This window comes from Blastococcus colisei (genome assembly GCF_006717095.1).
Classification (GTDB): domain Bacteria; phylum Actinomycetota; class Actinomycetes; order Mycobacteriales; family Geodermatophilaceae; genus Blastococcus_B; species Blastococcus_B colisei.
Map to the genome: position 1 here is coordinate 836,968 of NZ_VFQE01000001.1, position 23,291 is coordinate 860,258.

Genomic DNA, 23,291 nt, shown 5'->3' on the forward strand with positions numbered 1-23,291 from the left:
CGTATTCCGGGCACCTGGCGCATGGGCCGGGCAGCCGGTCGAGCCGGTGACGACGGTCGACCCCTTCGCCACCGACGAAGACGAGCAGACGTGCACCGCGCACCCGTGGTCGCACATGAGGGAAAGGCCCACCATGGCCGCAACAGGAGCGACGGCGGGCGACCGTCCGCCCGCCGGGCAGTCCGGGCGCAGCGACGATGCCCCCTATGCGGTGGAGTTGCGCGGGATCACCAAGCGCTTCCCGGGTGTGGTCGCCAACCGCGACATCGAACTACGGGTGCGGCGCGGCGAGGTGCACGCGATCGTGGGGGAGAACGGCGCCGGCAAGTCGACGCTGATGAAGACCCTCTACGGCATGCACCGCCCGGACGAGGGCGACATCCTGCTGAACGGCCGCGAGGTGCGCTTCCGCAGTCCCGCGGACGCGATCGAGGCCGGAATCGGCATGGTGCACCAGCACTTCATGCTGGCCGACAACTTCACCGTCCTGGAGAACGTCGTCCTGGGCAGCGAGCCCACCCGGGCGGGCCGGCTGGACCGGGCAGAGGCCCGCCGCCGGATCACCGAGATCTCCGACCGCTACGCCCTCGGCCTCGAGCCCGATGTGCTCGTGGAGGACCTCGGCGTCGGGGACCGGCAGCGGGTCGAGATCGCCAAGGTGCTCTACCGCGGGGCGACCACGCTGATCCTGGACGAGCCGACCGCCGTCCTCGTGCCCCAGGAGGTGGACGAGCTGTTCGGCAACCTCGCCGAGCTCAAGCGCGAGGGCCTGACCGTCATCTTCATCTCGCACAAGCTCGACGAGGTGCGCCGCGTCGCCGATTCGATCACCGTCATCCGGCGCGGCACGACGGTCGGCACCGCCGATCCCCGGACGACGTCGGCCAAGCAGCTCGCCGAGCTGATGGTCGGCTCCGAGCTGCCCACGCCGGAGACCCGCACGTCGACCGTCCGCGACACCCCGGTGCTCCGGCTCGAGCACCTCACCGTCGTCGGCGTCGTCGGCCGGCCGCTGGTCGACGACGTCAGCCTCACCGTCCGCGAGGGCGAGGTCGTCGGCATCGCGGGCGTCGAGGGCAACGGCCAGGCAGAGCTCGTGGACGCGATCATGGGGCTGCGCCCGCTGGCTGGTGGCGAGGTGCGGCTCGGCGACGACGACGTCACCACGTGGTCCACCCGCGCCCGCCGGGAGGCCGGCGTCGGCTTCATCCCCGAGGACCGCCACCGGCAGGGCATGCTGCTCGACGCGCCGCTCTGGGAGAACCGGATCCTCGGCCACCAGACGCGCCCGCCCGCGGCGAAGGGGCTGTTCATCGACCGAAGAGGGGCGCGCGCCGACACCGAGCGGATCATGCGGGAGTACGACGTCCGGGCCCCCGGCGCGGACACCCTCGCCGTCGCGCTGTCCGGCGGCAACCAGCAGAAGCTGATCGTGGGCCGCGAGATGAGCGCGAACCCCCGCCTGCTCGTCGCCGCCCATCCCACCCGTGGCGTCGACGTCGGCGCGCAGGCCGGGATCTGGGAGCTGCTCAAGGATGCCCGGGCCGAGGGGCTCGGGATCGTCCTCGTCTCCGCCGACCTCGACGAGCTGATCGGGCTGTCCGACACGCTGCACGTCATGCTGCGCGGCGCGCTGGTCGCGACGGTCGACCCCCGGCGCGTCACGCCCGAGGAGCTCGGCGGCTACATGACCGGCGCACGGAGCGCGGCGGGCGCGGCATGAGCGCCGTCACCGCGAGAGTGCGCCGTACCGGGCTGGCCCTGTTCGGCCCGGTCCTCGCCGTGCTGGTCGCGCTGGTCATCTCCGCTCTCGTCATCGCGCTGATCGGGGAAAACCCGCTCAGCGCGCTGCGGGTGATGCTGGACCTCGGCGACTCCCCGTCGCAGCAGGTCCAGTCGATCGTCGTCATCCTCAACCGGGCGGTTCCGCTGTTCCTGGCCGGCCTGGCGGTGTCGATCGCCTTCCGGATGGGCTTGTTCAACATCGGCGTCGAGGGCCAGTACCGGATCGCCACGATCGTCGCCGCGGCGGTGGGTGCAGCCGTGGTGCTGCCCGGCCCGCTGCACGTGCTGCTGATCGTGGTGGTCGCGATGCTCGTCGGGGCGTTGTGGGCCGGCATCGTCGGCGTGCTGAAGGTGACCCGCGGCGTCAGCGAGGTCATCAGCTCGATCATGCTCAACTTCATCGCCCTGGGAACGGCGTCCTTCCTGCTCACCGGCCCCTTCCGGGGCAGCCCCGAGGGTGCCTCGGTGATCACCACCCGGGAGATCCCGGAGTCCGGCTGGTTCCCGAGCCTCAACGGCCTGCTGACCGGCATGGGGCTGGCCGAGCCCCGGACCGAGCTCTTCGGCTTCCTCGTGGTGGCGATCGTCGTCGGCGTGGCGATCGCGGTGTTGCTCGAGCGCACCCGCTTCGGGTTCGATCTCCGGGCCACCGGCCTGTCGCCGTCGGCGGCGACCGCGAGCGGCGTCGACGCCCGCGGCATGGTGGTCAAGACGATGTTGCTCTCCGGCGCCGTGGCCGGGCTGATCGGCCTGCCGGACCTGCTCGGCGACAGTCGTGCCTTCGGTACCGAGTTCACCGCCGGGCTCGGCTTCCTCGGCATCGCGGTGGCCCTGCTGGGGCGCAACAGCCCCGTGGGCGTCGCCGTGGCGGCGCTGCTGTTCGCCTTCCTCGACCGCGCCGCGCTGCCGCTGCAGTTCGCCGACATCCCGGCCTCGGTGGTCACGATCATCCAGGGAACGATCGTGCTGGCCGTCGTCATCGCCAACGAGGTCGCTCGCCGGCTGGCCCTGCGGTCGGCCGAACGGGCCGGCGCGTCGTCCTCGCCTCCCGACGGCGGCGGGGACGGCGGTGGGGGCACGCCGGTTCCCGACGACGGTCCGCCCGGCAACAGCGGCGGACAGCGGGTCCGTGCCGGGGTTCCCGGGCAGCCGCGGGGAGCGCAGGCATGAGCACCGTCGCGGAATCCCCGGACACCCGGCCCAGCCGCGGACCACTGACCGATCTGCTCACCGGCGGTGGCCGGCAGCGGCGGATCATGTGGCTGGTCGTCGGCGCGATCGTCGTGTTCTCCGTCGTCCGCGTCATCTCCGGTCAGCAGGAGCTGACGTCGTCCTCGACCCTGTCCGCGGCGCTGCTCCTGGCGGTGCCGATCGGCCTGGCGGCGCTCGGCGGGCTCTTCGCCGAACGCGCCGGCGTGGTCAACATCGGCCTCGAGGGGATGATGGTCCTGGGCACCTGGGGTGCCGGCTGGGGCGGCTGGCACTGGGGCTGGGCCGGTGCGCTCGTCGTCGGAGCCACCTTCGGGGCGATCGGTGGCCTCGTGCACGCGGTCGCCACCGTCAGCTTCGGTGTGGACCACGTGGTCTCCGGTGTGGCGATCAACCTCCTCGCCGAGGGGGTCGTGCGCTTCCTCTCGGAACTGGTCTACGTCGACGGAACCGGTGGCGGACCGACGCAGTCACCGTCCCTCGCCAGCCAGCCACCGTCGTTCTCGGTGCCAGGGCTCTCGTCCGGGCCGGACGTGCTGGGCGACCTCGAGGCGAAGGGTTGGTTCCTGCTCAGCGATGTCGCGGGCCTGCTGCGCGGCCTGACCAGCGGCGTCGGACTGCTCACCCTGTTCGCCGTCCTGCTGGTCCCGATCAGCTACGTGGTGCTGTGGCGGACTGCCTTCGGGCTGCGGCTGCGCTCGTGCGGCGAGAACCCGGCGGCCGCGGACTCCCTCGGTGTCCCGGTCATCCGGCTGAAGTACATCGCGGTGATCATCTCCGGTGCCCTCGCCGGCCTCGGCGGGGTCTTCCTGGTGTTCATCGCCGGCATCTATCGCGAGGGGCAGACGGGCGGCCGTGGCTTCATCGGGCTGGCGGCGCTGATCTTCGGCAACTGGCGACCCGGTGGCCTGGCGGCCGGTGCCGGCCTGTTCGGCTTCGCCGATGCGCTGCAGCTGCGCAGCCGGACGGCGGTCGTGGCACTGCTGCTGCTGGTCGCCGTCCTGCTGGCCGCGGTGGCGGTCTACCAGGCGGTGCGGCGCAAGCTGCTGCAGGCCATCCTCGCCGGCGCGTTCGCGGCCGCCGCACTGGTCGGCTTCCTCACCATCGACGTGCTCCCCGACGGGATCGTCTTCTTCACCCCGCACATCACGACTCTGCTCGTGCTGTCGCTGGCATCCCAGCGACTACGGATGCCCAAGGCCAACGGGCTGGTCTACCGACGAGGAGAGCACTAGTGACTGACGGGGTGGTGGGGCGGGTGGACGACGCTGCCTGGGACGCTCTGCGGGCGGCCGCGCGGGAGGCGATGACCCGCGCCTACGCGCCGTACTCGAAGTTCCCCGTCGGCGTCGCCGGCCTCGTGGACGACGGTCGCGTCGTGACGGGCTGCAACGTGGAGAACGCCTCCTACGGGCTGGGCCTGTGCGCCGAGTGCGGGATGGTCAGCGACCTGGCCCGCACCGGCGGCGGCCGGCTCGTCGCCGTGGCCTGCGTGGGTGGCGACGGCCGGCCGCTGATGCCCTGCGGGCGGTGCCGGCAGCTGCTGTGGGAGCACGGGGGAGCGGACATGCTCATCGAGACCGTGTCGCTCGGCATCGTGCCCATGCGCGAGGTGCTGCCCGACGCCTTCGGTCCGGACGATCTCGTCGCCGCGGCCGAGCGGGGACAGGGCTGATGGACGCGATCGACGTGCTCCGCACCAAGCGGGACGGCGGACAGCTCACGCCCGAGCAGATCCGCTGGATCATCGGCGCCTACACCGCGGGCTCGGTGCCCGACGAGCAGATGAGCGCGCTGCTCATGGCGGTGTTCTTCCGCGGCATGTCCGCTGACGAGCTGGCCGTGTGGACGCAGGCGATGATCGACTCGGGCGAGCGCAAGGACCTCTCCTCGCTCGGCCGCCCCACCGCCGACAAGCACTCCACCGGCGGCGTGGGCGACAAGATCACGCTCCCCCTGGCGCCGCTGGTCGCCGCCTGCGGGGTCGCGGTGCCGCAGCTGTCGGGCCGCGGGCTCGGGCACACCGGCGGCACGCTGGACAAGCTGGAGGCCATCCCCGGGTGGCGGGCCGACGTCCACGAGGAGGCCTACCTCCGGCAGCTGCGCGAGGTGGGCGCGGTGATCTGCGCGGCGGGCAACGACCTCGCGCCCGCCGACAAGTTGCTCTACGCGCTGCGCGACGTCACCGCCACGGTCGAGTCCATCCCGCTGATCGCCAGCTCGATCATGAGCAAGAAGATCGCCGAGGGCGCCGACGCACTGGTGCTGGACGTCAAGACCGGCTCCGGAGCGTTCATGAAGGATCCCGAGACGTCCCGGGAGCTGGCCCGCACGATGGTGGGTCTCGGCGAGGCGGCCGGAGTGAAGACGGTCGCACTGGTGACGGCGATGGACCGGCCGCTGGGCCGCGCCGCGGGCAACGCCGTCGAGGTGGCGGAGTCGGTCGAGGTGCTCGCCGGAGGCGGACCGGCCGACGTCGTCGAGCTGACGCTCGCCCTGGCGCGCGAGATGCTGGCCGGGGCCGGGCGGGACGACGTCGACCCCGCCGACGCGCTGGCCGACGGCCGGGCGATGGACGTCTGGCGGCGGATGATCGCCGCCCAGGGCGGTGATCCGGACGCGCCCCTGCCGGCGCCGGCCGAGACCCACGTGGTGACCGCCCCGTCGACCGGCACGCTGACCCGGCTGGACGCCTTCTCGCTCGGCGTCGCGGCCTGGCGGCTGGGCGCCGGGCGGGCCCGCAAGGAGGACCCGGTCTCGGCCGCGGCCGGCGTCGTCTGGCGAGCGGGGGTGGGGGAGCAGGTGACCGCGGGCCAGCCGCTGCTGGAGCTGCAGGCCGACGACGCGAGCCGCATCCCGCGCGCGCTGGAGGCGCTCGAGGGCGCGATCGGCATCGACACCGACGAGCAGCCGCTGCCGCTGATCCTGGACCGCATCGAATGACATCGCGACCCTCCGGGCCGCACCGCGACCAGGAGCCGTGACACTGCGATCCTCCGGATCGCATCGCGACCACGCACGTGGCCGTTGCATCGAGCGTCTCGTGTCACGCCTCCGGGGCCCACTCGGCGTGACAGGGCTGGGAGACTGTCGTGTCGTGACACGTACTCCGGCGGCTCCTCCTGTGGCGGCGCCGCACTCCGGCGAGCCGCTCGACGCGGACGCCGCCATCTCCATCCGGGGCCTGGTCAAGCGGTACGGCGACTTCGTCGCCGTCGACGGGCTCGACCTCGACATCCGGCGCGGCGAGATCTTCGCGCTGCTCGGCCCCAACGGTGCGGGCAAGACGACGACGGTCGAGATCTGCGAGGGCTACCGCGCCCGCGACGCCGGCGAGGTCCGGGTGCTGGGCCAGGATCCGGCCGGCGGGGCGCGCGCGTGGAAGGCGCAGCTGGGTATCGTGCTGCAGTCCGGTGCCGGCGACAGCCAGCTGACCACCCGGGAGATGCTGACCGCACAGGCGTCCTACTACGCCGACCCGCGCGACCCCGACGAGGTGCTGGAGCTGGTCGGCCTCACCGAGAAGGCCGGCGTCCGCGGGAAGTCGCTCTCCGGTGGCCAGCGTCGCCGGCTCGACGTCGCCCTCGGCATCGTCGGCCGGCCCACCCTGCTCTTCCTGGACGAGCCGACCACCGGATTCGACCCCGAGGCCCGGCGCCAGTTCTGGTCGCTGATCCGGTCGCTGCGCGAGCTCGGCACCACGATGCTGCTGACCACCCACTACCTGGACGAAGCGGAGGCGCTGGCCGACCGCGTCGGCGTCATCACCCGCGGCCGGCTGGTCGAGGTGGCGGTCCCGTCCCTGCTGGGCGGCCGCGAGACCGCCCCCGCCGTCGTCAGCTGGACCGAGGACGGCACCCGCCGCACCGAGGCCACGGCGACGCCGACCGCGCTGCTGCGCGAGCTCGCCACCCGCTTCCCCGGCGAGGTCCCCGAGCTGGCGGTGGCCCGGCCCACCCTCGAGGACGTGTACCTGCAGATGATCGGTGAGGCCCGATGACCACCCCGGCAACCACGCAGTCCCCGGTGACCACGCGGCCGCTGCCGTCCCTGCCGAGCGTCTACCGCTCGCGCGCCTCGGTCGAGCTCAAGGAGTTCTTCCGGCAGCGGGAGTCGGTGGTCTTCACCCTCATGCTGCCGGTGCTGCTGCTCGTCGTGTTCGGCGCGGTGCTGAACTTCGACCTCGGCAACGGCGTCACGTTCACCCAGTACTTCATGGCCGGGATCATCGCGGCCGGCATCCTCGGCGCCAGCATGCAGAACATGGCGATCAGCATCGCGACCGAGCGCTCGGACGGAACGCTGAAGAGCCTGGCCGGGACGCCGATGCCGAAGAGCGCCTACTTCGTCGGGAAGGTCGTCCAGGTGCTCGCCGTCACCGTGGCGATCATCGTCGTCCTGCTGCTGATCGGCGTCGTCTTCTACGGCATCGACCTGCCCTCGGGTGCCGAATGGCTGACCTTCGCCTGGGTGGCCGGCCTCGGTGCGGCCGCCTGCACGCTGCTGGGGATCGCCCTGTCGAGCCTGGCCAAGAACGGCCGGTCGGCCTCGGCGACGGTCACGCCGTTCGCCCTGCTGCTCCAGTTCATCTCCGGGGTGTTCTTCCAGTTCAGCGAGATCCCGACGTGGATGCAGACGGTGGCGGCCCTCTTCCCGCTGAAGTGGATGGCGCAGGGGCTGCGCTCGGTCTTCCTGCCCGACGTGATGGCCGCCTCCGAGCCGGCGGGCAGCTGGGAGCTCGGCCGGATCGCGCTGGTCCTGGGCGCGTGGTGCGTCGCCGGGCTGCTGCTCTGCGTCGCCACCTTCCGCTGGCAGGACTCTGCACACTGACGTCCTCCGGACGTCAACGCGGCCAACGGCCGTGCCCCAACGGCGTTGAGCCCTTCCCGTCCCGCCTCGGGGAGCCCTCCGGGCCCCCGCTCGACGCGACCCGCTGCGCGGAGTTGCTATCCCGTCCCGCCTCGGGGAGCCCTCCGGGCCCCCGCTCGGCGCGACCCGTGCCAGGTAACTTTCTCGCGTGCCAGTCCCACTGACCGCCGAGTCGATCCGCCGCGCGCCGAAGGTGCTCCTGCACGACCACCTGGACGGCGGCCTGCGCCCGCAGACGGTGCTCGAGCTGGCCGACGAGGCCGGCTACCGCGACCTGCCCGCCTCCGACGCCACCGAGTTGGGCGCCTGGTTCCGGCAGGCGGCGTACTCCGGCTCGCTGGTGCAGTACCTGGCGACGTTCGCGCACACGGTCGGCGTGATGCAGCGCCCGGAGGCCATCCACCGGGTCGCGCGCGAGTGCGCGCTGGACCTGGCCGCCGACGGCGTCGTGTACGCGGAGGTCCGGTTCGCCCCCGAGCTCTCCACGGCTGAGGGGCTCCCCATCGACGCCGTGGTCGAGGCGATGGTGGACGGCTTCGCCGTGGGTGGCCGGAAGGCAGCCGAGGCCGGCACCCCGATCCGCGTGGGGGCCCTGCTGTGCGCCATGCGCCAGGCCGACCGCTGGGACGAGGTCGCCGGCCTGGTCGTCCGGTATCGCGACGCCGGGGTGGTCGGGTTCGACCTCGCGGGCCCCGAGATGGGCTTCCCGCCGGACCGGATCCCCTCGGCCATCGGCGTGCTCGACGGTGCCCGGGCGCACCGCACGATCCACGCCGGTGAGGCCGCCGGCGTCGACAGCATCCGCGCCGCGCTGGACGGGGCGCGCGCCGAGCGCCTGGGTCACGGCGTCCGCATCGCCGACGAGGTCGCCGCGGACGGAACGCTCGGCCCGCTGGCGCGACGGGTGCGCGACGAGCAGGTGACGCTTGAGATCGCGCCGTCGTCCAACGTGCAGACCGGCGCCTACCCGTCCCTGGCCGAGCACCCGGTCGACCGGCTGCACCGGCTCGGCTTCGCCGTCACGCTCAACACCGACAACCGGCTGATGAGCGGGGTGTCCGCCAGCAGCGAGATCGCCGCGGTCGCCGGCACGTTCGGCTGGTCCTGGGACGACGTCCGGACGGTCACCGAGCGTGCGCTGACCGGCGCCTTCCTCGACGACGGGGAGCGCGCCCGCCTGCTCGAGACGGTCGTCCGGCCGGGGTACGCGGGACTGCGGTCCTGACGGAGGGTGACCGTTGACACCCGGTCCTGGGGAATCGTCCGGCGATCACCGCTGCTAACCTGGGCGTACCGGCGCAACGCCGGTCATCCTCCCGGACGGTTGGTCCGGGCATGAGCGCATCCGTGCAGATCACGCGTTCCATCCCTGGGCGCACACGATCGCCAAGTGAGGACGCCGGTACCTGACGGTGCTCCTCCTCTTCCACGGGACGCGCTCCGAGCTGTATCGGAGCCCCACCCCGCATGACTTTGGTCCACCCTGTCTCGTTCGAGTCCAACACGACTGAGAACGCCGTTCATAACACCACCGAGAACACCGCCGTCGAGGCCGCGACCGGGCCGACGTTCCACGAGCTGGGCCTGCCCCAGCTGCTGGTGACGGCGCTCGAGCGCCGCGGCATCCACCGCCCGTTCGCCATCCAGACCTCCGCCCTCCCGGACGCTCTCGCCGGGCGCGACGTGCTCGGCAAGGCCGCCACCGGTTCGGGCAAGACGCTGGCCTTCGGCCTGCCGCTGCTCGCCCGCATCGGCGCCGAGGTCAAGAACGGCCGCCGTGCCCCGCGCGGGCTGGTCCTCGTCCCGACCCGCGAGCTGGCCCAGCAGGTGCACGACAACCTGGCGCCCCTCGGCCAGGCCACCGGTGTCCAGCTGGCCACCGTCTACGGCGGTGCGCCCATGTACCGCCAGATCCAGCAGCTCCGTCGCGGCGTCGACGTCATCATCGCCACCCCTGGCCGGCTGCAGGACCTGATCAGCCAGGGTGAGGCGACCCTCGCCGAGGTCGTCGTGACCGTGCTGGACGAGGCCGACTTCATGGCCGACCTGGGCTTCCTCCCGGTCGTCAAGGAACTGCTCGACCAGACCGACCGCAACGCCCAGCGGCTGCTGTTCTCGGCCACGCTGGACGGCGAGGTCGATTCCCTGGTCCGCCGCTACCTCAAGGACCCGGCGCGCCACGAGGTCAAGCGCACCGGCGACGACGCGCCGCCGGCCGAGCACCTGGCGTTCAGCCTCGCCTTCCGCGACAAGCTGCAGGTGGCGACCGAGCTCGCCGGCCGCCCCGGACGCACGATCGTCTTCGCTCGCACCCAGCTGGGGGTGGACCGGCTGGCGGAGAACCTGAAGGCCGCCGGCATCAAGGCCGAGGCCATCCACGGTGGGCTGCCGCAGTCCGCGCGCAAGCGCGCCCTGGAGGAGTTCACCGACGCCCGGTCCCCGGTCCTGGTGGCCACGGACGTCGCCGCGCGCGGCATCCACGTGGACGACGTCTCGCTGGTCCTGCACTACGACCCGCCGACGGACGCCAAGACCTACCTGCACCGCTCGGGCCGCACCGCCCGCGCCGGTGCCGCCGGCGTCGTCGTCTCGCTGCTGCTGCCTGATCAGGTGGGCCAGTCCAAGCGCCGGTTCCGCACCGCCAAGGTCGACCCGGCCATCGACCGGATCCGTCCGGGCGACCAGGCGATCCTCGACCTGGTGGCGAAGGGGGTCCCGGTGGAGCCCAAGGAGCGCACCCAGCGCGACATGCGTCGTGGCGGTGGCGGTCCCGGCGGCCGTCCCCGTCGGGACGGCGACCGCCCCACCGGCGGTCACCGTGGCGGCCCGCGTCGCTCGTTCGGCGACAAGCCGCGGCCGGCCGGTGAGCGTTCCGGTGGCTCGTACGGCGAACGTTCCTCGGGTGGCGAGCGCGGCGGGCGTTCGGGTGGTCGGCCGAGCCGGCCCTCGCGCTACAGCAACTGAGCACCGAGCACTGACGCAAGCGGCCGGTCCCGGGATCCCCGGGGCCGGCCGCTTCGTCGTTCGGCGTTCAATCGCGGAAGACGAGCGCTCCGCTGATCTGGGTGACGACCTGGTCCCACTCCCCGCGCAGCGTGGCGGCGTCCTCGGCGCGGAGCACCGCCCGCGGCTCGGCCTCACCGCGGGCGACGGCCTTGCCGAGAGCGGACGTCGGGGAGAGCAGTGCGTCGACGCGGGCGAGGCCCGCGTACTCGGCCAGGTCGCGGACGCCCTCCACGGGCTGGGCGAAGGCCTGGTGGTCGACCAGTCCGGCGGCGCCGTCGGCCACCTCGGACAGCACCTCGGAGAGCTCGGTGAGGTCGTAGCGGTCCTGGTCGGCCGGCAGTGGCGGGACGTCGGTGTCGGCGACCTCCGGCCAGGAGGCGATCTCCATGAGGTCGTGGTCCTCGGTGCCCCTGCAGAAGCGCGCGAGCGCTTCGGGGGTATCGAACACGAACACCTCGCCGTTGCGGCCCAGGAAGCGGGCGACGTCCTCCACGTAGCAGCGCAGGGTCACCCCGGCGCCCTCGGGGACGACGACCTCGACGGGCAGGATGCCGACCGCCTCCCAGAACGCCCCGGCCTTCGCGACCTCGCTCGGGGATGCGCTGATCCGGCCCCCGCGGGCAATGGTGCGCACCGGAGCGCCGGCGGTCGAGCCCGCCTGCTCCTCGTCGTCCACGAGCACCATGTCATCCCCGCGGCCGCCCCCCACGTCGTCGGTGTCGACGTCCTCGGCCCCCGCCGCCGACGGGTAGTCCTCGAGCGTGGCCGAGCCCGCGCCGGTCCAGTCGAAGTGGTCGTCGAGCTCCTCGACGACGTCCTCCCACAGGTCGTCGAGGACACTCCCGACGCCGACCCAGGCGTTCTCGCCCGAGCGGCCGACGAAGGCATCCACGCCGAGGCCGAGCGAACCGATCTCGGGCTTGGCGGCCAGCTCGGCGACGGCCTCGAACTGGGTCTCGTCGTCGTCCTCGTCGTCGTCACCGCCGGTGTCCAGGCACTCGGCGAGCCGGCTGACGATGTCGACGGTCGCGGCCAGCTCCTCGACGGCCCACCGGTCGGGGCTCTCCGCGGCGATGTCGTAGACGCCGTCGAGGTCGAACCGGTGGTCGTCGTCGGGCGTCAGGTCGGCGGCACCGAGCCCCACGACGACCGGCCACACGGGGTGGTCGGCGAGGTCGTGGTCGGTGCTGCGCCGGCAGAACGCGGCGAGCGCCGCGGGGGTCGGGAAGAGGTGGACCTTCGCGACGTCGTCCTCGGTGGTGCCGAGGAACGCCTGCCACTCCTCCCCGTCCTCCTCCCACGGGGGAGCCCACAGCGTGTAGCCGGTGCGGTCATCGAGGGTGAGTGCGATCGGGACGATGCTGGGCCTGGCCACGGCTCCATCCTGCCCGGTCCACCCCCGGGCGCGCGCCCGGGTTGGGGAGCGGGGGGCGCCGGCTGCGTCGCTAGACCCCGATCGGGTGCCACACCGTCTTCGTCTCGAGGAACGGCGTCATCCGGGACAGGCCGGGATCCGCGGTCCAGTCCGGATCGGCCGCCGGCGCGCGCAGCACGCGCTTGACCGTGCCGGCCGCCTCGCGCTCGAACTCCATGGCCCGCCCCGCGGGTGCGCCGGTCAGGTCGATGGCGTCGACGTCGGCGTGCTCGGCCAGCCAGGTGCCCAGCTCCGCGGCGTCGCCGGTCAGCAGGTTGACCGTGCCGGCCGGGACGTCACTGGTCGCGAGCACCTCGGCGAGCGTCACCGCGGGCAGCGGCCGGTCCTTCGACGTCACGACGACGGCCGTGTTGCCGGTGGCCAGCACCGGCGCCAGGACGCTGACCAGGCCGAGCAGCGAGGACTGCTGCGGCGCCAGGACGGCGACGACGCCGGTCGGCTCGGGCATCGAGAAGTCGAAGTACGGCCCGGCGACGGGGTTGGCCCCGCCGAGGACGGCGGCGAGCTTGTCGGTCCAGCCGGCGTACCAGACCCAGCGGTCGATGGCGGCGTCGACGGCGGCGCGGGCCTTGGAGCCTGACAGCCCCTCGCCGGCGGCGACCTCCTCGCAGAACTGGACGTGCCGGCCCTCCATCACCTCGGCCACGCGGTAGAGCACCTGGCCGCGGTTGTAGGCGGTCGCGCCCGACCACGTGCCGAACGCGGCGCGGGCGGCGACGACGGCGTCCCGGGCGTCCTTGCGGGAGGCCCAGGCGGCGTTGGCGAGGAAGTGCCCCTTGGTGTCGGTGACCTCGTAGGTGCGCCCGGACTCCGAGCGCGGGAAGGCGCCGTTGACGTAGAGCTTGTAGGTCTTGCGGACGGCGAGCCGGTCGGAACTCACTGATCGTTCCCCTTCAGGTAGGCGGCGAGCCCGTGCCGGCCGCCCTCGCGGCCGTAGCCGGACTGCTTGTAGCCGCCGAACGGCGACGTCGGGTCGAACTTGTTGAACGTGTTGGCCCACACGACGCCGGCTCGGAGCTGGTTGGCGATCTTGAGGATGCGCGACCCCTTCTCGGTCCAGATACCGGCCGAGAGGCCGTAGGTCGTGTTGTTGGCCTTCGCGACGGCCTCGTCCGGCGTGCGGAAGGTGAGCACGCTGAGCACCGGCCCGAACACCTCGTCGCGGGCGATGCGGTGCGCGGGGGAGACGTTGGTGAAGACCGTCGGCGGGAACCAGAAGCCGCGGTCGGGCAGATCGCAGGCCGGCTGCCACCGCTGGGCGCCCTCGGCCTCGCCGTAGTCCGACAGCTCGCGGATGCGGGCGAGCTGCTCGGCGCTGTTGATCGCGCCGATGTCGGTGTTCTTGTCCAGCGGGTCGCCGACGCGCAGCGTGCCGATCCGCCGCTGCAGCGAGGCGATGACCTCGTCGTGGATCGACTCCTGGACCAGCAGCCGCGAGCCCGCGCAGCAGACGTGCCCCTGGTTGAAGAAGATCCCCTGGACGATGCCCTCGACCGCCTGGTCGATGGGGGCGTCGTCGAAGACGATGTTGGCCGCCTTGCCGCCGAGTTCGAGGGTGAGCTTCTTGGCGGTGCCGGCGACCGCGCGGGCGATCGACTTGCCGACCTCCGTCGAGCCGGTGAACGCCACCTTGTCGACGTCCCCGTGCTCGACCACCGCACGGCCGGTGTCACCGGCGCCGGTGACGATGTTGACCACGCCGGGCGGCAGGTCCGCCTGCCGGCAGACCTCGGCGAACAGCAGGGCGGTGAGCGGCGTGGTCTCCGCCGGCTTGAGGACGACGGTGTTGCCGGTGGCCAGGGCCGGGGCGATCTTCCACGCGAGCATCAGCAGCGGGAAGTTCCACGGGATGACCTGGCCGGCCACGCCCAGCGGCCGCGGGCCGGGTCCGAGCCCTGCGTGATCGAGCTTGTCGGCCCAGCCCGCGTGGTAGAAGAAGTGCGCCGCGGCCAGGGGGACGTCGACGTCGCGGGACTCCCGGATCGGCTTGCCGTTGTCCAGCGACTCCAGGACGGCGAACTCGCGGGCGCGCTCCTGGAGGATCCGGGCGATCCGGAACAGGTACTTGCCGCGGTCGGCCGGGCGCATCGGGCCCCACACGCGGGTGAACGCGCGCCGGGCGGCGGCCACGGCACGGTCGACGTCGGCCTCGCTGGCGGAGGAGACCTCGGTGAGGACCTCTTCGGTGGCCGGGTTGACGCTCTTGAACGCCTCACCGGTGCCGTCGACGAACTCGCCGTCGATGAAGAGGCCGTAGGAGGGCGAGATGTCGACGATGGACCGCGACTCGGGCGCGGGGGCGTACTCGAACATGCTGGTCATCGCTGTCAGTCCACCGTGACGTAGTCGGGGCCGGAGTAGTGGCCGGTGCGCAGCTTCTGCCGCTGCAGCAGGAGGTCGTTGAGCAGGCTGGAGGCGCCGAAGCGGAACCAGTCGGGGTCCAGCCAGTCAGGGCCGACAGTCTCGTTGATCAGCACCAGGTGCTTGATCGCGTCCTTCGTCGTCCGGATGCCGCCGGCGGGCTTGAACCCGATCTGGCGGCCGGTCGCGGCGCGGAAGTCGCGGACCGCCTCGAGCATCACGAGGCTCACCGGGAGGGTCGCGGCCGGGTTGACCTTGCCGGTGGAGGTCTTGATGAAGTCGCCGCCGGCGAGCATGGCGATCCACGAGGCGCGGCGGACGTTGTCCAGCGTGACCAGCTCACCGGTCTCGAGGATGACCTTGAGGTGTGCCTCTCCGCAGGCCTCCTTGACGGCGACGATCTCCTCGTAGACGTCGAGGTAGCGGCCGGCGAGGAAGGCGCCGCGGTCGACGACCATGTCGATCTCGTCGGCGCCGTTGGCCACGGCGTCCTCCACGTCGGCGATCTTCACCGCGCGGCTGGCGCGGCCACTGGGGAACGCGGTGGCGACCGCCGCGACGTGGATGCCGCTGTCGCCGAGCGCCTCGCGCGCGACGCCGGCGAGGTCGCCGTAGACGCAGACGGCCGCGACCTGCGGGCAGGCGGGGTCGCCCGGGTCGGGACGGCGGGCCTTGGCGGCCAGCGATCGCACCTTGCCGGGGGTGTCGGCGCCCTCGAGCGTGGTGAGGTCGACCATCGCGATCGCGGTGTCGATGGCCCAGGCCTTCGAGGTGGTCTTGATCGACCGGGTGCCCAGCATCGCGACGCGACCCTCGGCGCCCACCTGGTCGACGCCCGGCAGGCCGTGCAGGAAGGCACGGAACGCCGAGTCGGAGCGCGTCACGTCGTCGTACGGCGGGAGCGGCGTCATCAACGCGCGCGCGCCGTCGGGCAGCGCGTCGGGGTCGAGCACGTGGGTCATGCGCGCCATTCTCCCCTGCCGGGGGTTCGTGATCCGAACCTGCAGCCCCGATGGGGTGGGGCGTCGATTGCGCTCGTACTCCGGGGAGTGGGTCAAGGGGCTGACGCCATCTGTGTACAGCGCCTTGACCTGGGGATTCATGCTGCGATAGCCGCTGTGGCGCGATAGACTTCGAACACTTGATCGAGCGGTGTGGGAGGTGTCGTGGGCGAGCTGGCATCGGCGCTGGACGCCCTCGCCGCCGAGGACCTGCATGCCATGGTTGCGCCCCAGCTGCTGGACCGGAGCGCGGAGCTGGTGCGGGCGCGGAACCGGATCGACGCCGAGCTGGCGCGCACGGTGCGGGTGGCCGACCTGACGCAGGCGCCGGAGCACGACGGGTTGAAGACGATGCGGTCGTGGTTGCGCGGGCATGCTCGCCTCTCGCCGTCCGCGGCCGGTCAGCTCGTGCGCAACGGGCGGGTGCTGGAGCATCTGCCTGCGGTGGCGGCCGGCTGCGCTGCCGGTGAGATCACCGCCGAGCAGGTGTCGGTGCTCGCCCCGGTGGTGTCGCCGGAGAACGTGGCGGCGGCCGCCGAGCAGGGTGTGGACCTGGCCGAGGTCGATGCGGTGCTCGCGGAGACGGCTGCCACCCGCCAGCACGCGCACCTGGGTCGGGTGGTGCACCACTATCTGGAGCGACTCGACCCCGACGGCAGCGAGCCCGATCCGACCGAGCAGCGCTCGCTGCGGATGACGAAGCACTCCGACGGCAGCCTGAGTGGCGCTTTCGACCTCGACGCGGTCGGCGGGGAGAAGGTGCAGTCGGTGCTCGAGTCGTTCGTGCAGGCCAACCGGCCCGCCGGCGACCTGCGCACCCGCGCCCAGCAGCTCGGTGATGCGCTGGTGCAGTGGGCCGACGTCACCCTCGCCTCGGGCCAGGCGCCGATCATGCGCACGGTCAAGCCGCACGTCATCGTCCTGATCGACGTCGAGGACCTGGCCGACCCGGCCACCGGCCCCGGTGCGGGCGAGATGGGGTTCGGCGCCGTCATCTCCGCCGCCCGGGCCCGCTGGCTGGCCTGCGACGGCACCATCAGCAGGGTCGTCATGGGGCCCGACGGCGAGGTCCTGGATCACGGGCGGACCAAGCGGATCGTCCCGCCGGGCCTGCGCCGGGCCGTGGAGGTGCAGGAGCGGCACTGCGTGTTCGCCGGCTGCGAGGCGCCGACCCACTGGTGCGACGTCCACCATGTCCAGGAGTGGGTGCTCCACGAGGGCCCGACCAGCCTGGAGAACTCCGCGCTGCTCTGCGAACGTCACCACACCAAGGTGCACCACGGCTTCCGGGTCGAACGACAACCCGACGGCCGATGGCGCACCTGGCGACCCGACGGCACCGAGATCCTCGTGCTCCAGCGCATCACCGGCGGGACGGAGCGCGCCCGTACGGGCTGAGCGGGCTCCACCACGGAAGCGAGCGGGCGCGGACCGGGCGTGTGTGCTGCCGATACGGTGTGCCGCGTGCAGCTCACCGTCGTCGACCACCCGTTGGCCCGTGCCCGTCTGACCAGGATGCGCGACGAGCGGACGGACAACGCCATGTTCCGCGCCGCCCTGCGCGAGCTCACGCAGATGCTGGTCTACGAGGCGACCCGCGATCTGGCCATCGCCGAGGAGCCGATCCAGACGCCGGTCGTCGCGACGACCGGCTTCCGGCTGGCCGCACCCCCGTTGATCGTGCCGGTCCTGCGGGCCGGCCTCGGGATGGCCGACACCGCGCACGGGATGCTGCCGGAGTCGCAGATGGGCTTCGTCGGCCTGGCCCGCAACGAGGAGACCTTCCAGCCGGAGGCCTACATGGCGTCGTTGCCGGCGTCCCTGGTCGACCGCGAGGTCTTCGTCCTCGACCCGATGCTGGCCACGGGCGGCTCGCTCGTGCACTGCTGCGGTCTGCTCACTGCCCGCGGCGCCACGTCGATCACCGTCCTGTGCGCGCTGGCCGCGCCGGAGGGCATCCAGCGGCTGGAGGAGAGCGGGCTGCCGCTGCGGGTGTTCACCGCCAGCGTGGACGAGGGGCTCAACGACAAGGCCTACATCGTCCCCGGCCTGGGCGACGCGGGCGACCGCCAGTTCGGCGCGGTCTGACCGTGCGCTTCGGCGTCCTGGGCACCGGCTTCTGGGCCAAGGAGATCCACGCCTCGGCGCTCGCGGCGCATCCGGCCGCCGAACTGGTCGGCATCTGGGGTCGTGACGTCGCGAAGGCGGAGGCCGTGGGCGCGGAGTTCGACGTCCCCGGGTTTGCCCACGTCGACGAGCTGCTGGCGCAGGTGGACGCCGTCAGCATCGCGCTGCCGCCGGACGTGCAGGCGCCGCTGGCCGAGCGCGCTGCCAGGGCGGGCAAGCACCTGCTGCTGGAGAAGCCGATCGCCCTCGACGTCGAGGGCGCCGACCGAGTGGTGGCCGCCGTCCGGGATGCCGGCGTCGCGTCGGTCGTGTTCTTCACCTTCCGGTTCCGTCCGGCGACGGCGACCTGGCTCGAGCAGGCGGCCCGGACGACGCCGGCCGGTGGGCACGGGTCGTGGCTGTCGTCGCTCGCCGGCTCGCCGTTCGACTCCTCGCCGTGGCGCAAGGACCGCGGGGCGCTGTGGGACATCGGCCCGCACGCGCTCTCGCTGCTCGTGCCCGCGCTCGGCCCGGTGGTCGCCGTGCAGGCCGGCGCGGGGCTGGGGGACACCGTGCACCTGGTGCTCACGCACGAGTCCGGCGTGGCATCGACGGTCACGGTGTCGCACACGGTGGCCCCGATGTCGGTGGGCAACGAGTTCTTCGTCCACGGGGACGCCGGTCGGCTCGTGCTGCTGCCGGAGGACGGGGTGGCGCCGGAGGCCTTCGCGGTGGCCGTCGACGAGCTGATGCAGGCCGCGGTCGCCGGTGGCACGCACCCGTGCGACGTCGGCTTCGGGCGGGACGTCGTCGCCGTGCTCGCGGCGGCCGCACGCGCGCTGGACTCCGGCTGCCGGGAGCCGGTCGGCCGGTGACCACCGCGACGGCGCAGCGGACGAGGAGGACGGGGCTCCCGCGGTCCAACCGGTTCGGCCCATCACCCCACTGACGCCCGGCGGGCGCCCGGCTCAGCGGGCGCGCTCGTGCCGCAGCAGGACGACGCCGTTGCCGAAGGTCCGCGCCTCGACCAATCGCAGGTCGGTCGGTGCACCCGACGGCCCGAAGAGCTGCCGCCCACGGCCGAGCAGCACCGGGTTCACGAAGAGCCGGTACTCGTCGATCAGGTCGTGCCGCCGGAAGGTCGCGGCGAGGTCGGCGCCGCCCAGCACCATGTCGCCTCCGGGCCGGTCCTTGAGCGCACGGATCTCGGCCGGGTCGACCTCGTTCCGCACCTCGGTGGCCCAGTCGACACGGTCCAGCGTCCGCGAGAAGACGATCTTGGGCATGTCCCGCCAGATACCGGCGAACTCCTTCATCGGCGCGGAGACCTCCGGGTCCTGGTCGGCCGTGGGCCAGAACGCCGCCATGAGCTCCTGGGTGACCCGTCCCTCGAGGAACGTGCTCGCGGTCGCGAGCTGCTCGTTGACGTAGGTGTGCAGCTCGTCGTCGACCCGGTGCCAGCTGATGTCGTGGTCCGGCCCCTCGAAGAAGCCGTCGAGCGACACCGACATGTGCACGATGATCTTCCGCATCGAATCTCCTCCAGGTGGTTCGGCCGTCGCCCTGTCATCAAGGAGGACCGCTCCGGCGGGCGGAACTCATCGGCGTCCAGCGGCTCACCCGACCGGGTGGTTTCGACGCTGGCCGGTCGCCCCAGGTCCACCAGAACCGCACAGTCCACGTCGCAGCGGTCGACGAGCGGATGGAGTGGGCGTGACGGTGGGGCAGTGGTACGTACGACGTGGTCGGATCTCGCGACGGGTCTTCTGGCTGCACTATTTCCTGCCGATCCTCGGTGCCCAGATCGCAGCCGGCATCCTCGACCTCGTCCTCGGGTTCGCGAGCACCAGGCCCGAGAGCGGTGAGGGCTTCGTCTTCTCGACGACGTCCGGGCCGATCGGGCTCGTCGTCGCCCTCGCCCTGCTCGTGCCGAGCGTCGCCTCGCAGGTGACCCGGCTGCACGACCGTGGCCACTCGGCCTGGTGGCTGTTGTGGGTCTTCCTGCCGATCGTCGGCGTGATCCTCCTCATCGTCCAGACCGGTTTCCTCCGTGGCGATGCCGGCCCCAACCAGTACGGGCCGGCCCCCGACCGTCCGGTGCGCGACCCGATCGACGCCTGATCCCGCGCGGCTCGGCGGCTCAGAGACCCAGCGCCGCCGACATCTCCGCGCGCAGCTGGTCCAGCTCGTCCTCACCCCGCCCACGGGCGGCGATCAGCCCGGCGTCCTCGTGCACCGGGACCACGGTCTCCAGGTAGGCCTTGAGCTTCGGCTCGGTGCCGCTGGGCCGCACGATCACGCGGACGCCGTCGCCGAGCAGCCGTACCGCGTCGACCGGAGGGTCCTCCAGCGCCAGGTCGGCGTAGCCCACCGGGCGGCCGAGCAGGGTCGCCGGCGGCCGGGCGCGCAGCCGCGTCATCGCATCCGAGATCAGCGACAGGTCCTCGACCCGCGCCGACAGCTGGCCGGTCACGAACAGCCCGTGCTCGCCCGCCAGCTCGTCCAGCCGGTCCAGCAGCGTGCGCCCGTCGGACTTCAGCTCGGCCGCCAGGAGCGCGACGGCCAGGGCGGCCGAGATCCCGTCCTTGTCGCGGGCCACCGACGGGGTGACGGCGTAGCCCAGCGCCTCCTCGTACCCGTAGACCAGCGGCGCCTCGTCCGACCCGGCGCGGATGATCCACTTGAACCCGGTCGGCGTCTCCGCCGACGGCTGCCCGGCGGACTGTGCGATGACGTGCATCAGCGAGCCGCTCACCAGCGACGACGCGTACGTCCCGCGCGCGCCACGCCGCAGCAGCCAGTCGGCCAGCAGCGCACCGACCTCGTCACCGGTCAGCTGACGGCCGCCGCAGACCACTGCGCACCGGTCGGCGTCGGGGTCCTCCGCGATCGCGAGGTCGGCCTCGATCCGCGCGGCCAGTGCCTTCAGCAGGTCGGTGGCGCCCGGCTCCTCCGGGTTGGGGAAGGAGACGGTCCGGAACGTCGGGTCGGGAGAGTCCTGCTCCGGCACGGTCACCGGCTCCGCGAGCCCGGCGGCGGTGAACACCGCCCGTGTCGTCCCCGCGCCCACGCCGTGCATGGCGGTGTACGCGACCGTGAGGTTTCCCCGGGCCGGTACGCGCGCCGGCTGGAGCGCCTCGACGACCGCGGTCACGTAGTCGTCCCGGACGTCGTCGCCCAGGGTCAGCCACTCGTCGGACAGCGGCACGTCCCGTGCCGGTCCGACCGCCGCGATCGCGGACTCGATCTGCCGGTCGGCCGGCGGCACGAGCTGTGCGCCGTCGCCGAGGTAGACCTTGTAGCCGTTGTCGTCGGGCGGGTTGTGGCTGGCCGTCACCATGACGCCGGCCACGCACGCGAGGTGCCGGACGGCGAAGCAGAGGACCGGCGTGGGCAGTGCCCTGGGCAGCACCTGCACCGCGAACCCCGCACCCGCCAGGACCGCGGCGGAGAGTCGCGCGAACTCGTCGGACCGGCGGCGCGCGTCGTAGCCGATGACCACGCCGCCACCCGCGTGCCCGGACTCGGTGAGGTGGCGGGCCAGACCCGCAGCGGCCCGGGTGACCACGGCGGCGTTCATCCCGGCCGGCCCGGCACGCAGCGGACCCCGCAGCCCCGCCGTCCCGAACGTCAGCGGACCCGAGAAGCGACGGGCCAGCTCCTCGAGGTTCGCGGCCTCGATCAGCGCCTCGATCTCCGCGCGGTCCCCGGCGTGCGGATCGGCGTCGGCCCAGGCCCGGGCGGTGGTGAGCAGGTCGTCGCTCATGCCTGGAAGTTCTCCGCGTCGAACTCGGCCAGCGTGTACTCGCCGCCGACCCGCGCGTGCACCGGGTCGGCGGGGTCGGGCGTGCCGAGCGCCTCGATCAAGGCCTCGGCGTAGACCTCGGCGTCGTCCTGCGGCTCGTAGCCGAGCGCGCGGGCCGCGGTGAGGTCCCACCAGTTGCGGGTGTTGGCCGAGACGCCCCAGATCACCGAGAAGCCGGGGGACGGCGCGGTCAGCGCGGCGTCCACCAGCGACACGGTGTCGGCGGGGGAGAGCCAGGTCGCGAGCTGCCGGGTCGTCGTCGGCTCCGCGAACGCGCTGCCGATCCGCAGGCACACGACGTCCAGGCCGTACCGGTCGACGTAGAGCGAGCCGAGGGCCTCCATCGCCACCTTGGAGACGCCGTAGTAGGTGTCCGGCCGCGGCGGGGCGTCGACCTCGCGCAGCAGCCCGCCGTCCGGGCGCGGGGTGTACCCGGTGGCGTGGTTGCTGCTGGCCAGGACGACACGGGACACACCGGTCAGCCGCGCGGCCTCGAGGGCGCAGAAGGTGCTCTCGATGTTGGTCGACCGGATCGCCGGCCAGGTGGACTCCCCGGAGATGCCGGCCAGGTGCACCACCGCGGACGCTCCCTCCGTGGCGTCGACCATGGCCACGAGGTCGCCGGCGTCGGCGACGACCTGCTCCTCGCCGGGGCGGACGTCGGGCAGCGGGACGACGTCCAGGCTGCGCAGCGCCCACCCGCGTTCGGGCAGCCCGCCCCGCAGCACCGTGCCGATGCGGCCGGCCGCGCCGGTGACCAGGACCAGGCTCACGTGTCCTCCTCGCTGGCGCTCGTCGGCCGCGTTCGCGGGGCTGCTCTGCCTTCTCGTGCGCTCGCGAGCTCGCGCATCACATCCGCCCGATCAGCTCGACCAGGAAGTTCCCCAGCCGCCCGGCAGCCGCCTTGCCCGCGGCGATGACCTCGTCGGCGTCGAGCTTCTCGCCCGTCACGCCGGCGGCGGCGTTGGTGACCAGGGACAGGCCGAACACCTCCAGCCCGGCGGCATGGGCGGCGATCGCCTCCAGCGCCGTCGACATGCCGACCAGGTCGGCGCCCAGCGTGCGCAGCATCCGGATCTCGGCCGGCGTCTCGTAGTGCGGACCGGGCAGAGCGGCGTAGACGCCCTCGCCGAGCGTCGGGTCCAGCTCGCGGGCCAGGGCCCGCAGGCGGGCGGAGTACAGGTCGGTGAGGTCGACGAAGTGCGCGCCGACGAGCGGTGAGCGCGCGGTGAGGTTCAGGTGATCGCTGATGATCACGGCCTGCCCCACGCGGTGGTCCGGCGCCAGGCCGCCCGCTGCATTGGTGAGGACGACGGTCCGCACGCCCGCGGCGGCCGCCGTGCGCACCCCGTGCACCACCGGGTCGACGCCGCGGCCCTCGTAGAAGTGGGTGCGGCCGAGGAAGAGCAGCACGCCGCGGTCACCGACCCGCACCGACCGGACCTCACCGCCGTGGCCGACCGCGGTGGGGGCCGCGAACCCGGGCAGGTCCCCGATCGCCACCGAGGCGGAGGCGCGGCCGAAGGCGTCGGCGGCCGGGGCCCAGCCGGAACCCATGACCACCGCCACGTCGTGCGGCCCGCCCAGCGCGGCGGTGAGGTCCTTCGCCGCCATGGCGGCGAGGGATGCGGGATCGGTTCCGGGGGCCTGGTTCACGCACGGACGCTAACGCAGACGCGGAAAAGCGGTGTGCGTCCGTCCGGGGCCACGGAGA

The 23,291-nt window shown here is 73.0% G+C and carries 21 protein-coding genes; 13 read left to right on the plus strand and 8 right to left on the minus strand.

Annotated elements, in window-relative coordinates; all coding sequences use genetic code 11:
* Positions 1-133 precede the first annotated feature (133 nt).
* From FHU33_RS04045 to FHU33_RS04085, 9 genes are all read left to right on the plus strand, one after another.
* Entirely contained in the window at positions 134-1,723 is a 1,590-nt protein-coding gene (locus tag FHU33_RS04045) for an ABC transporter ATP-binding protein (protein WP_142024197.1), read from the plus strand.
* The gene (locus tag FHU33_RS04050; protein WP_142024198.1) at positions 1,720-2,955 is read left to right on the plus strand and encodes an ABC transporter permease; all 1,236 of its coding nucleotides are present in this window, start codon (positions 1,720-1,722) and stop codon (positions 2,953-2,955) included. Before FHU33_RS04045 ends, FHU33_RS04050 begins: the two co-directional genes overlap by 4 nt.
* Entirely contained in the window at positions 2,952-4,229 is a 1,278-nt protein-coding gene (locus FHU33_RS04055; RefSeq protein WP_142024199.1) for an ABC transporter permease, read from the plus strand. The genes FHU33_RS04050 and FHU33_RS04055 overlap by 4 nt, the downstream gene beginning before the upstream one ends.
* Complete coding sequence (locus tag FHU33_RS04060; protein WP_281281613.1) at positions 4,229-4,669, plus strand: cytidine deaminase; 441 nt, start codon at positions 4,229-4,231, stop codon at positions 4,667-4,669. The genes FHU33_RS04055 and FHU33_RS04060 overlap by 1 nt, the downstream gene beginning before the upstream one ends.
* On the plus strand, positions 4,669-5,937 hold the full coding sequence (locus tag FHU33_RS04065; protein ID WP_142024200.1) for a thymidine phosphorylase: 1,269 nt from the start codon (positions 4,669-4,671) through the stop codon (positions 5,935-5,937). The genes FHU33_RS04060 and FHU33_RS04065 overlap by 1 nt, the downstream gene beginning before the upstream one ends.
* A gap of 154 nt (positions 5,938-6,091) precedes the next feature.
* Positions 6,092-6,994 carry an ABC transporter ATP-binding protein gene (locus FHU33_RS04070; RefSeq protein ID WP_246063252.1) on the plus strand — a complete coding sequence of 301 codons (903 nt, stop codon included), beginning with the start codon at positions 6,092-6,094 and terminating at the stop codon, positions 6,992-6,994.
* On the plus strand, positions 6,991-7,824 hold the full coding sequence (locus FHU33_RS04075; RefSeq protein ID WP_142024201.1) for an ABC transporter permease: 834 nt from the start codon (positions 6,991-6,993) through the stop codon (positions 7,822-7,824). Before FHU33_RS04070 ends, FHU33_RS04075 begins: the two co-directional genes overlap by 4 nt.
* 187 nt (positions 7,825-8,011) lie before the next feature.
* Positions 8,012-9,088, plus strand: coding sequence for an adenosine deaminase (locus FHU33_RS04080; RefSeq protein ID WP_142024202.1), 1,077 nt, complete (start codon positions 8,012-8,014; stop codon positions 9,086-9,088).
* Between the two features lie 242 nt (positions 9,089-9,330).
* On the plus strand, positions 9,331-10,827 hold the full coding sequence (locus FHU33_RS04085; protein WP_142024203.1) for a DEAD/DEAH box helicase: 1,497 nt from the start codon (positions 9,331-9,333) through the stop codon (positions 10,825-10,827).
* A 67-nt stretch (positions 10,828-10,894) separates the two neighbouring features.
* Here the strand turns inward: FHU33_RS04085 and FHU33_RS04090 are convergent, their stop codons facing one another.
* From FHU33_RS04090 to deoC, 4 genes are all read right to left on the minus strand, one after another.
* Positions 10,895-12,244 (minus strand): hypothetical protein, encoded by a 1,350-nt coding sequence (locus tag FHU33_RS04090; RefSeq protein WP_142024204.1) that lies wholly within the window; start codon positions 12,242-12,244, stop codon positions 10,895-10,897.
* 70 nt (positions 12,245-12,314) lie between these two features.
* Complete coding sequence (locus FHU33_RS04095; protein WP_142024205.1) at positions 12,315-13,184, minus strand: aldehyde dehydrogenase family protein; 870 nt, start codon at positions 13,182-13,184, stop codon at positions 12,315-12,317.
* Positions 13,181-14,626, minus strand: a complete 1,446-nt coding sequence (locus FHU33_RS04100) for an aldehyde dehydrogenase family protein (protein WP_211354997.1) — start codon at positions 14,624-14,626, stop codon at positions 13,181-13,183. The genes FHU33_RS04095 and FHU33_RS04100 overlap by 4 nt, the downstream gene beginning before the upstream one ends.
* 5 nt (positions 14,627-14,631) lie before the next feature.
* The gene (deoC, locus tag FHU33_RS04105) at positions 14,632-15,627 is read right to left on the minus strand and encodes a deoxyribose-phosphate aldolase (protein WP_246063253.1); all 996 of its coding nucleotides are present in this window, start codon (positions 15,625-15,627) and stop codon (positions 14,632-14,634) included.
* 204 nt (positions 15,628-15,831) lie between these two features.
* Between deoC and FHU33_RS04110 the strand changes: the two genes are divergently transcribed.
* From FHU33_RS04110 to FHU33_RS04120, 3 genes are all read left to right on the plus strand, one after another.
* Positions 15,832-17,064 (plus strand): HNH endonuclease signature motif containing protein, encoded by a 1,233-nt coding sequence (locus FHU33_RS04110; protein ID WP_142024206.1) that lies wholly within the window; start codon positions 15,832-15,834, stop codon positions 17,062-17,064.
* Positions 17,065-17,130: 66 nt separating this feature from the next.
* Positions 17,131-17,754, plus strand: coding sequence for a uracil phosphoribosyltransferase (upp, locus tag FHU33_RS04115; RefSeq protein ID WP_142024207.1), 624 nt, complete (start codon positions 17,131-17,133; stop codon positions 17,752-17,754).
* 2 nt (positions 17,755-17,756) lie between these two features.
* Positions 17,757-18,647 (plus strand): Gfo/Idh/MocA family protein, encoded by an 891-nt coding sequence (locus tag FHU33_RS04120; protein WP_142024208.1) that lies wholly within the window; start codon positions 17,757-17,759, stop codon positions 18,645-18,647.
* 93 nt (positions 18,648-18,740) lie between these two features.
* Here FHU33_RS04120 and FHU33_RS04125 read toward each other — a convergent pair whose 3' ends face one another.
* Positions 18,741-19,304, minus strand: coding sequence for a dihydrofolate reductase family protein (locus FHU33_RS04125; RefSeq protein WP_142024209.1), 564 nt, complete (start codon positions 19,302-19,304; stop codon positions 18,741-18,743).
* Between the two features lie 181 nt (positions 19,305-19,485).
* On the opposite strand from FHU33_RS04125, the gene FHU33_RS24795 reads away from it, so the two are divergent.
* Positions 19,486-19,893, plus strand: coding sequence for a DUF805 domain-containing protein (locus FHU33_RS24795; protein WP_170182310.1), 408 nt, complete (start codon positions 19,486-19,488; stop codon positions 19,891-19,893).
* Positions 19,894-19,912: 19 nt separating this feature from the next.
* On the opposite strand, the gene FHU33_RS04135 is transcribed toward FHU33_RS24795, so the two are convergent.
* The 3 genes from FHU33_RS04135 to FHU33_RS04145 all read right to left on the minus strand — a co-directional run bounded on the left by FHU33_RS04135 (position 19,913) and on the right by FHU33_RS04145 (position 23,233).
* On the minus strand, positions 19,913-21,538 hold the full coding sequence (locus FHU33_RS04135; RefSeq protein WP_142024211.1) for a phospho-sugar mutase: 1,626 nt from the start codon (positions 21,536-21,538) through the stop codon (positions 19,913-19,915).
* A complete protein-coding gene (locus tag FHU33_RS04140) occupies positions 21,535-22,350 on the minus strand; it encodes an NAD-dependent epimerase/dehydratase family protein (RefSeq protein ID WP_142024212.1) in 816 nt (271 codons plus the stop codon). Before FHU33_RS04140 ends, FHU33_RS04135 begins: the two co-directional genes overlap by 4 nt.
* 76 nt (positions 22,351-22,426) lie before the next feature.
* Positions 22,427-23,233 carry a purine-nucleoside phosphorylase gene (locus FHU33_RS04145; protein WP_246063254.1) on the minus strand — a complete coding sequence of 269 codons (807 nt, stop codon included), beginning with the start codon at positions 23,231-23,233 and terminating at the stop codon, positions 22,427-22,429.
* Positions 23,234-23,291 lie beyond the last annotated feature (58 nt).

Bases quoted from the DNA above. Each gene is read 5' to 3' on its own strand.
- FHU33_RS04125 (WP_142024209.1), bottom strand. From the start codon at position 19,304: ATGCGGAAGATCATCGTGCACATGTCGGTGTCGCTCGACGGCTTCTTC.
- FHU33_RS04065 (WP_142024200.1), top strand. From the start codon at position 4,669: ATGGACGCGATCGACGTGCTCCGCACCAAGCGGGACGGCGGACAGCTC.
- FHU33_RS04050 (WP_142024198.1), top strand. From the start codon at position 1,720: ATGAGCGCCGTCACCGCGAGAGTGCGCCGTACCGGGCTGGCCCTGTTC.
- FHU33_RS04075 (WP_142024201.1), top strand. From the start codon at position 6,991: ATGACCACCCCGGCAACCACGCAGTCCCCGGTGACCACGCGGCCGCTG.
- FHU33_RS04055 (WP_142024199.1), top strand. From the start codon at position 2,952: ATGAGCACCGTCGCGGAATCCCCGGACACCCGGCCCAGCCGCGGACCA.
- FHU33_RS04135 (WP_142024211.1), bottom strand. From the start codon at position 21,538: ATGAGCGACGACCTGCTCACCACCGCCCGGGCCTGGGCCGACGCCGAT.
- FHU33_RS04100 (WP_211354997.1), bottom strand. From the start codon at position 14,626: ATGACCAGCATGTTCGAGTACGCCCCCGCGCCCGAGTCGCGGTCCATC.
- FHU33_RS04085 (WP_142024203.1), top strand. From the start codon at position 9,331: ATGACTTTGGTCCACCCTGTCTCGTTCGAGTCCAACACGACTGAGAAC.
- FHU33_RS04045 (WP_142024197.1), top strand. From the start codon at position 134: ATGGCCGCAACAGGAGCGACGGCGGGCGACCGTCCGCCCGCCGGGCAG.
- deoC (WP_246063253.1), bottom strand. From the start codon at position 15,627: ATGACCCACGTGCTCGACCCCGACGCGCTGCCCGACGGCGCGCGCGCG.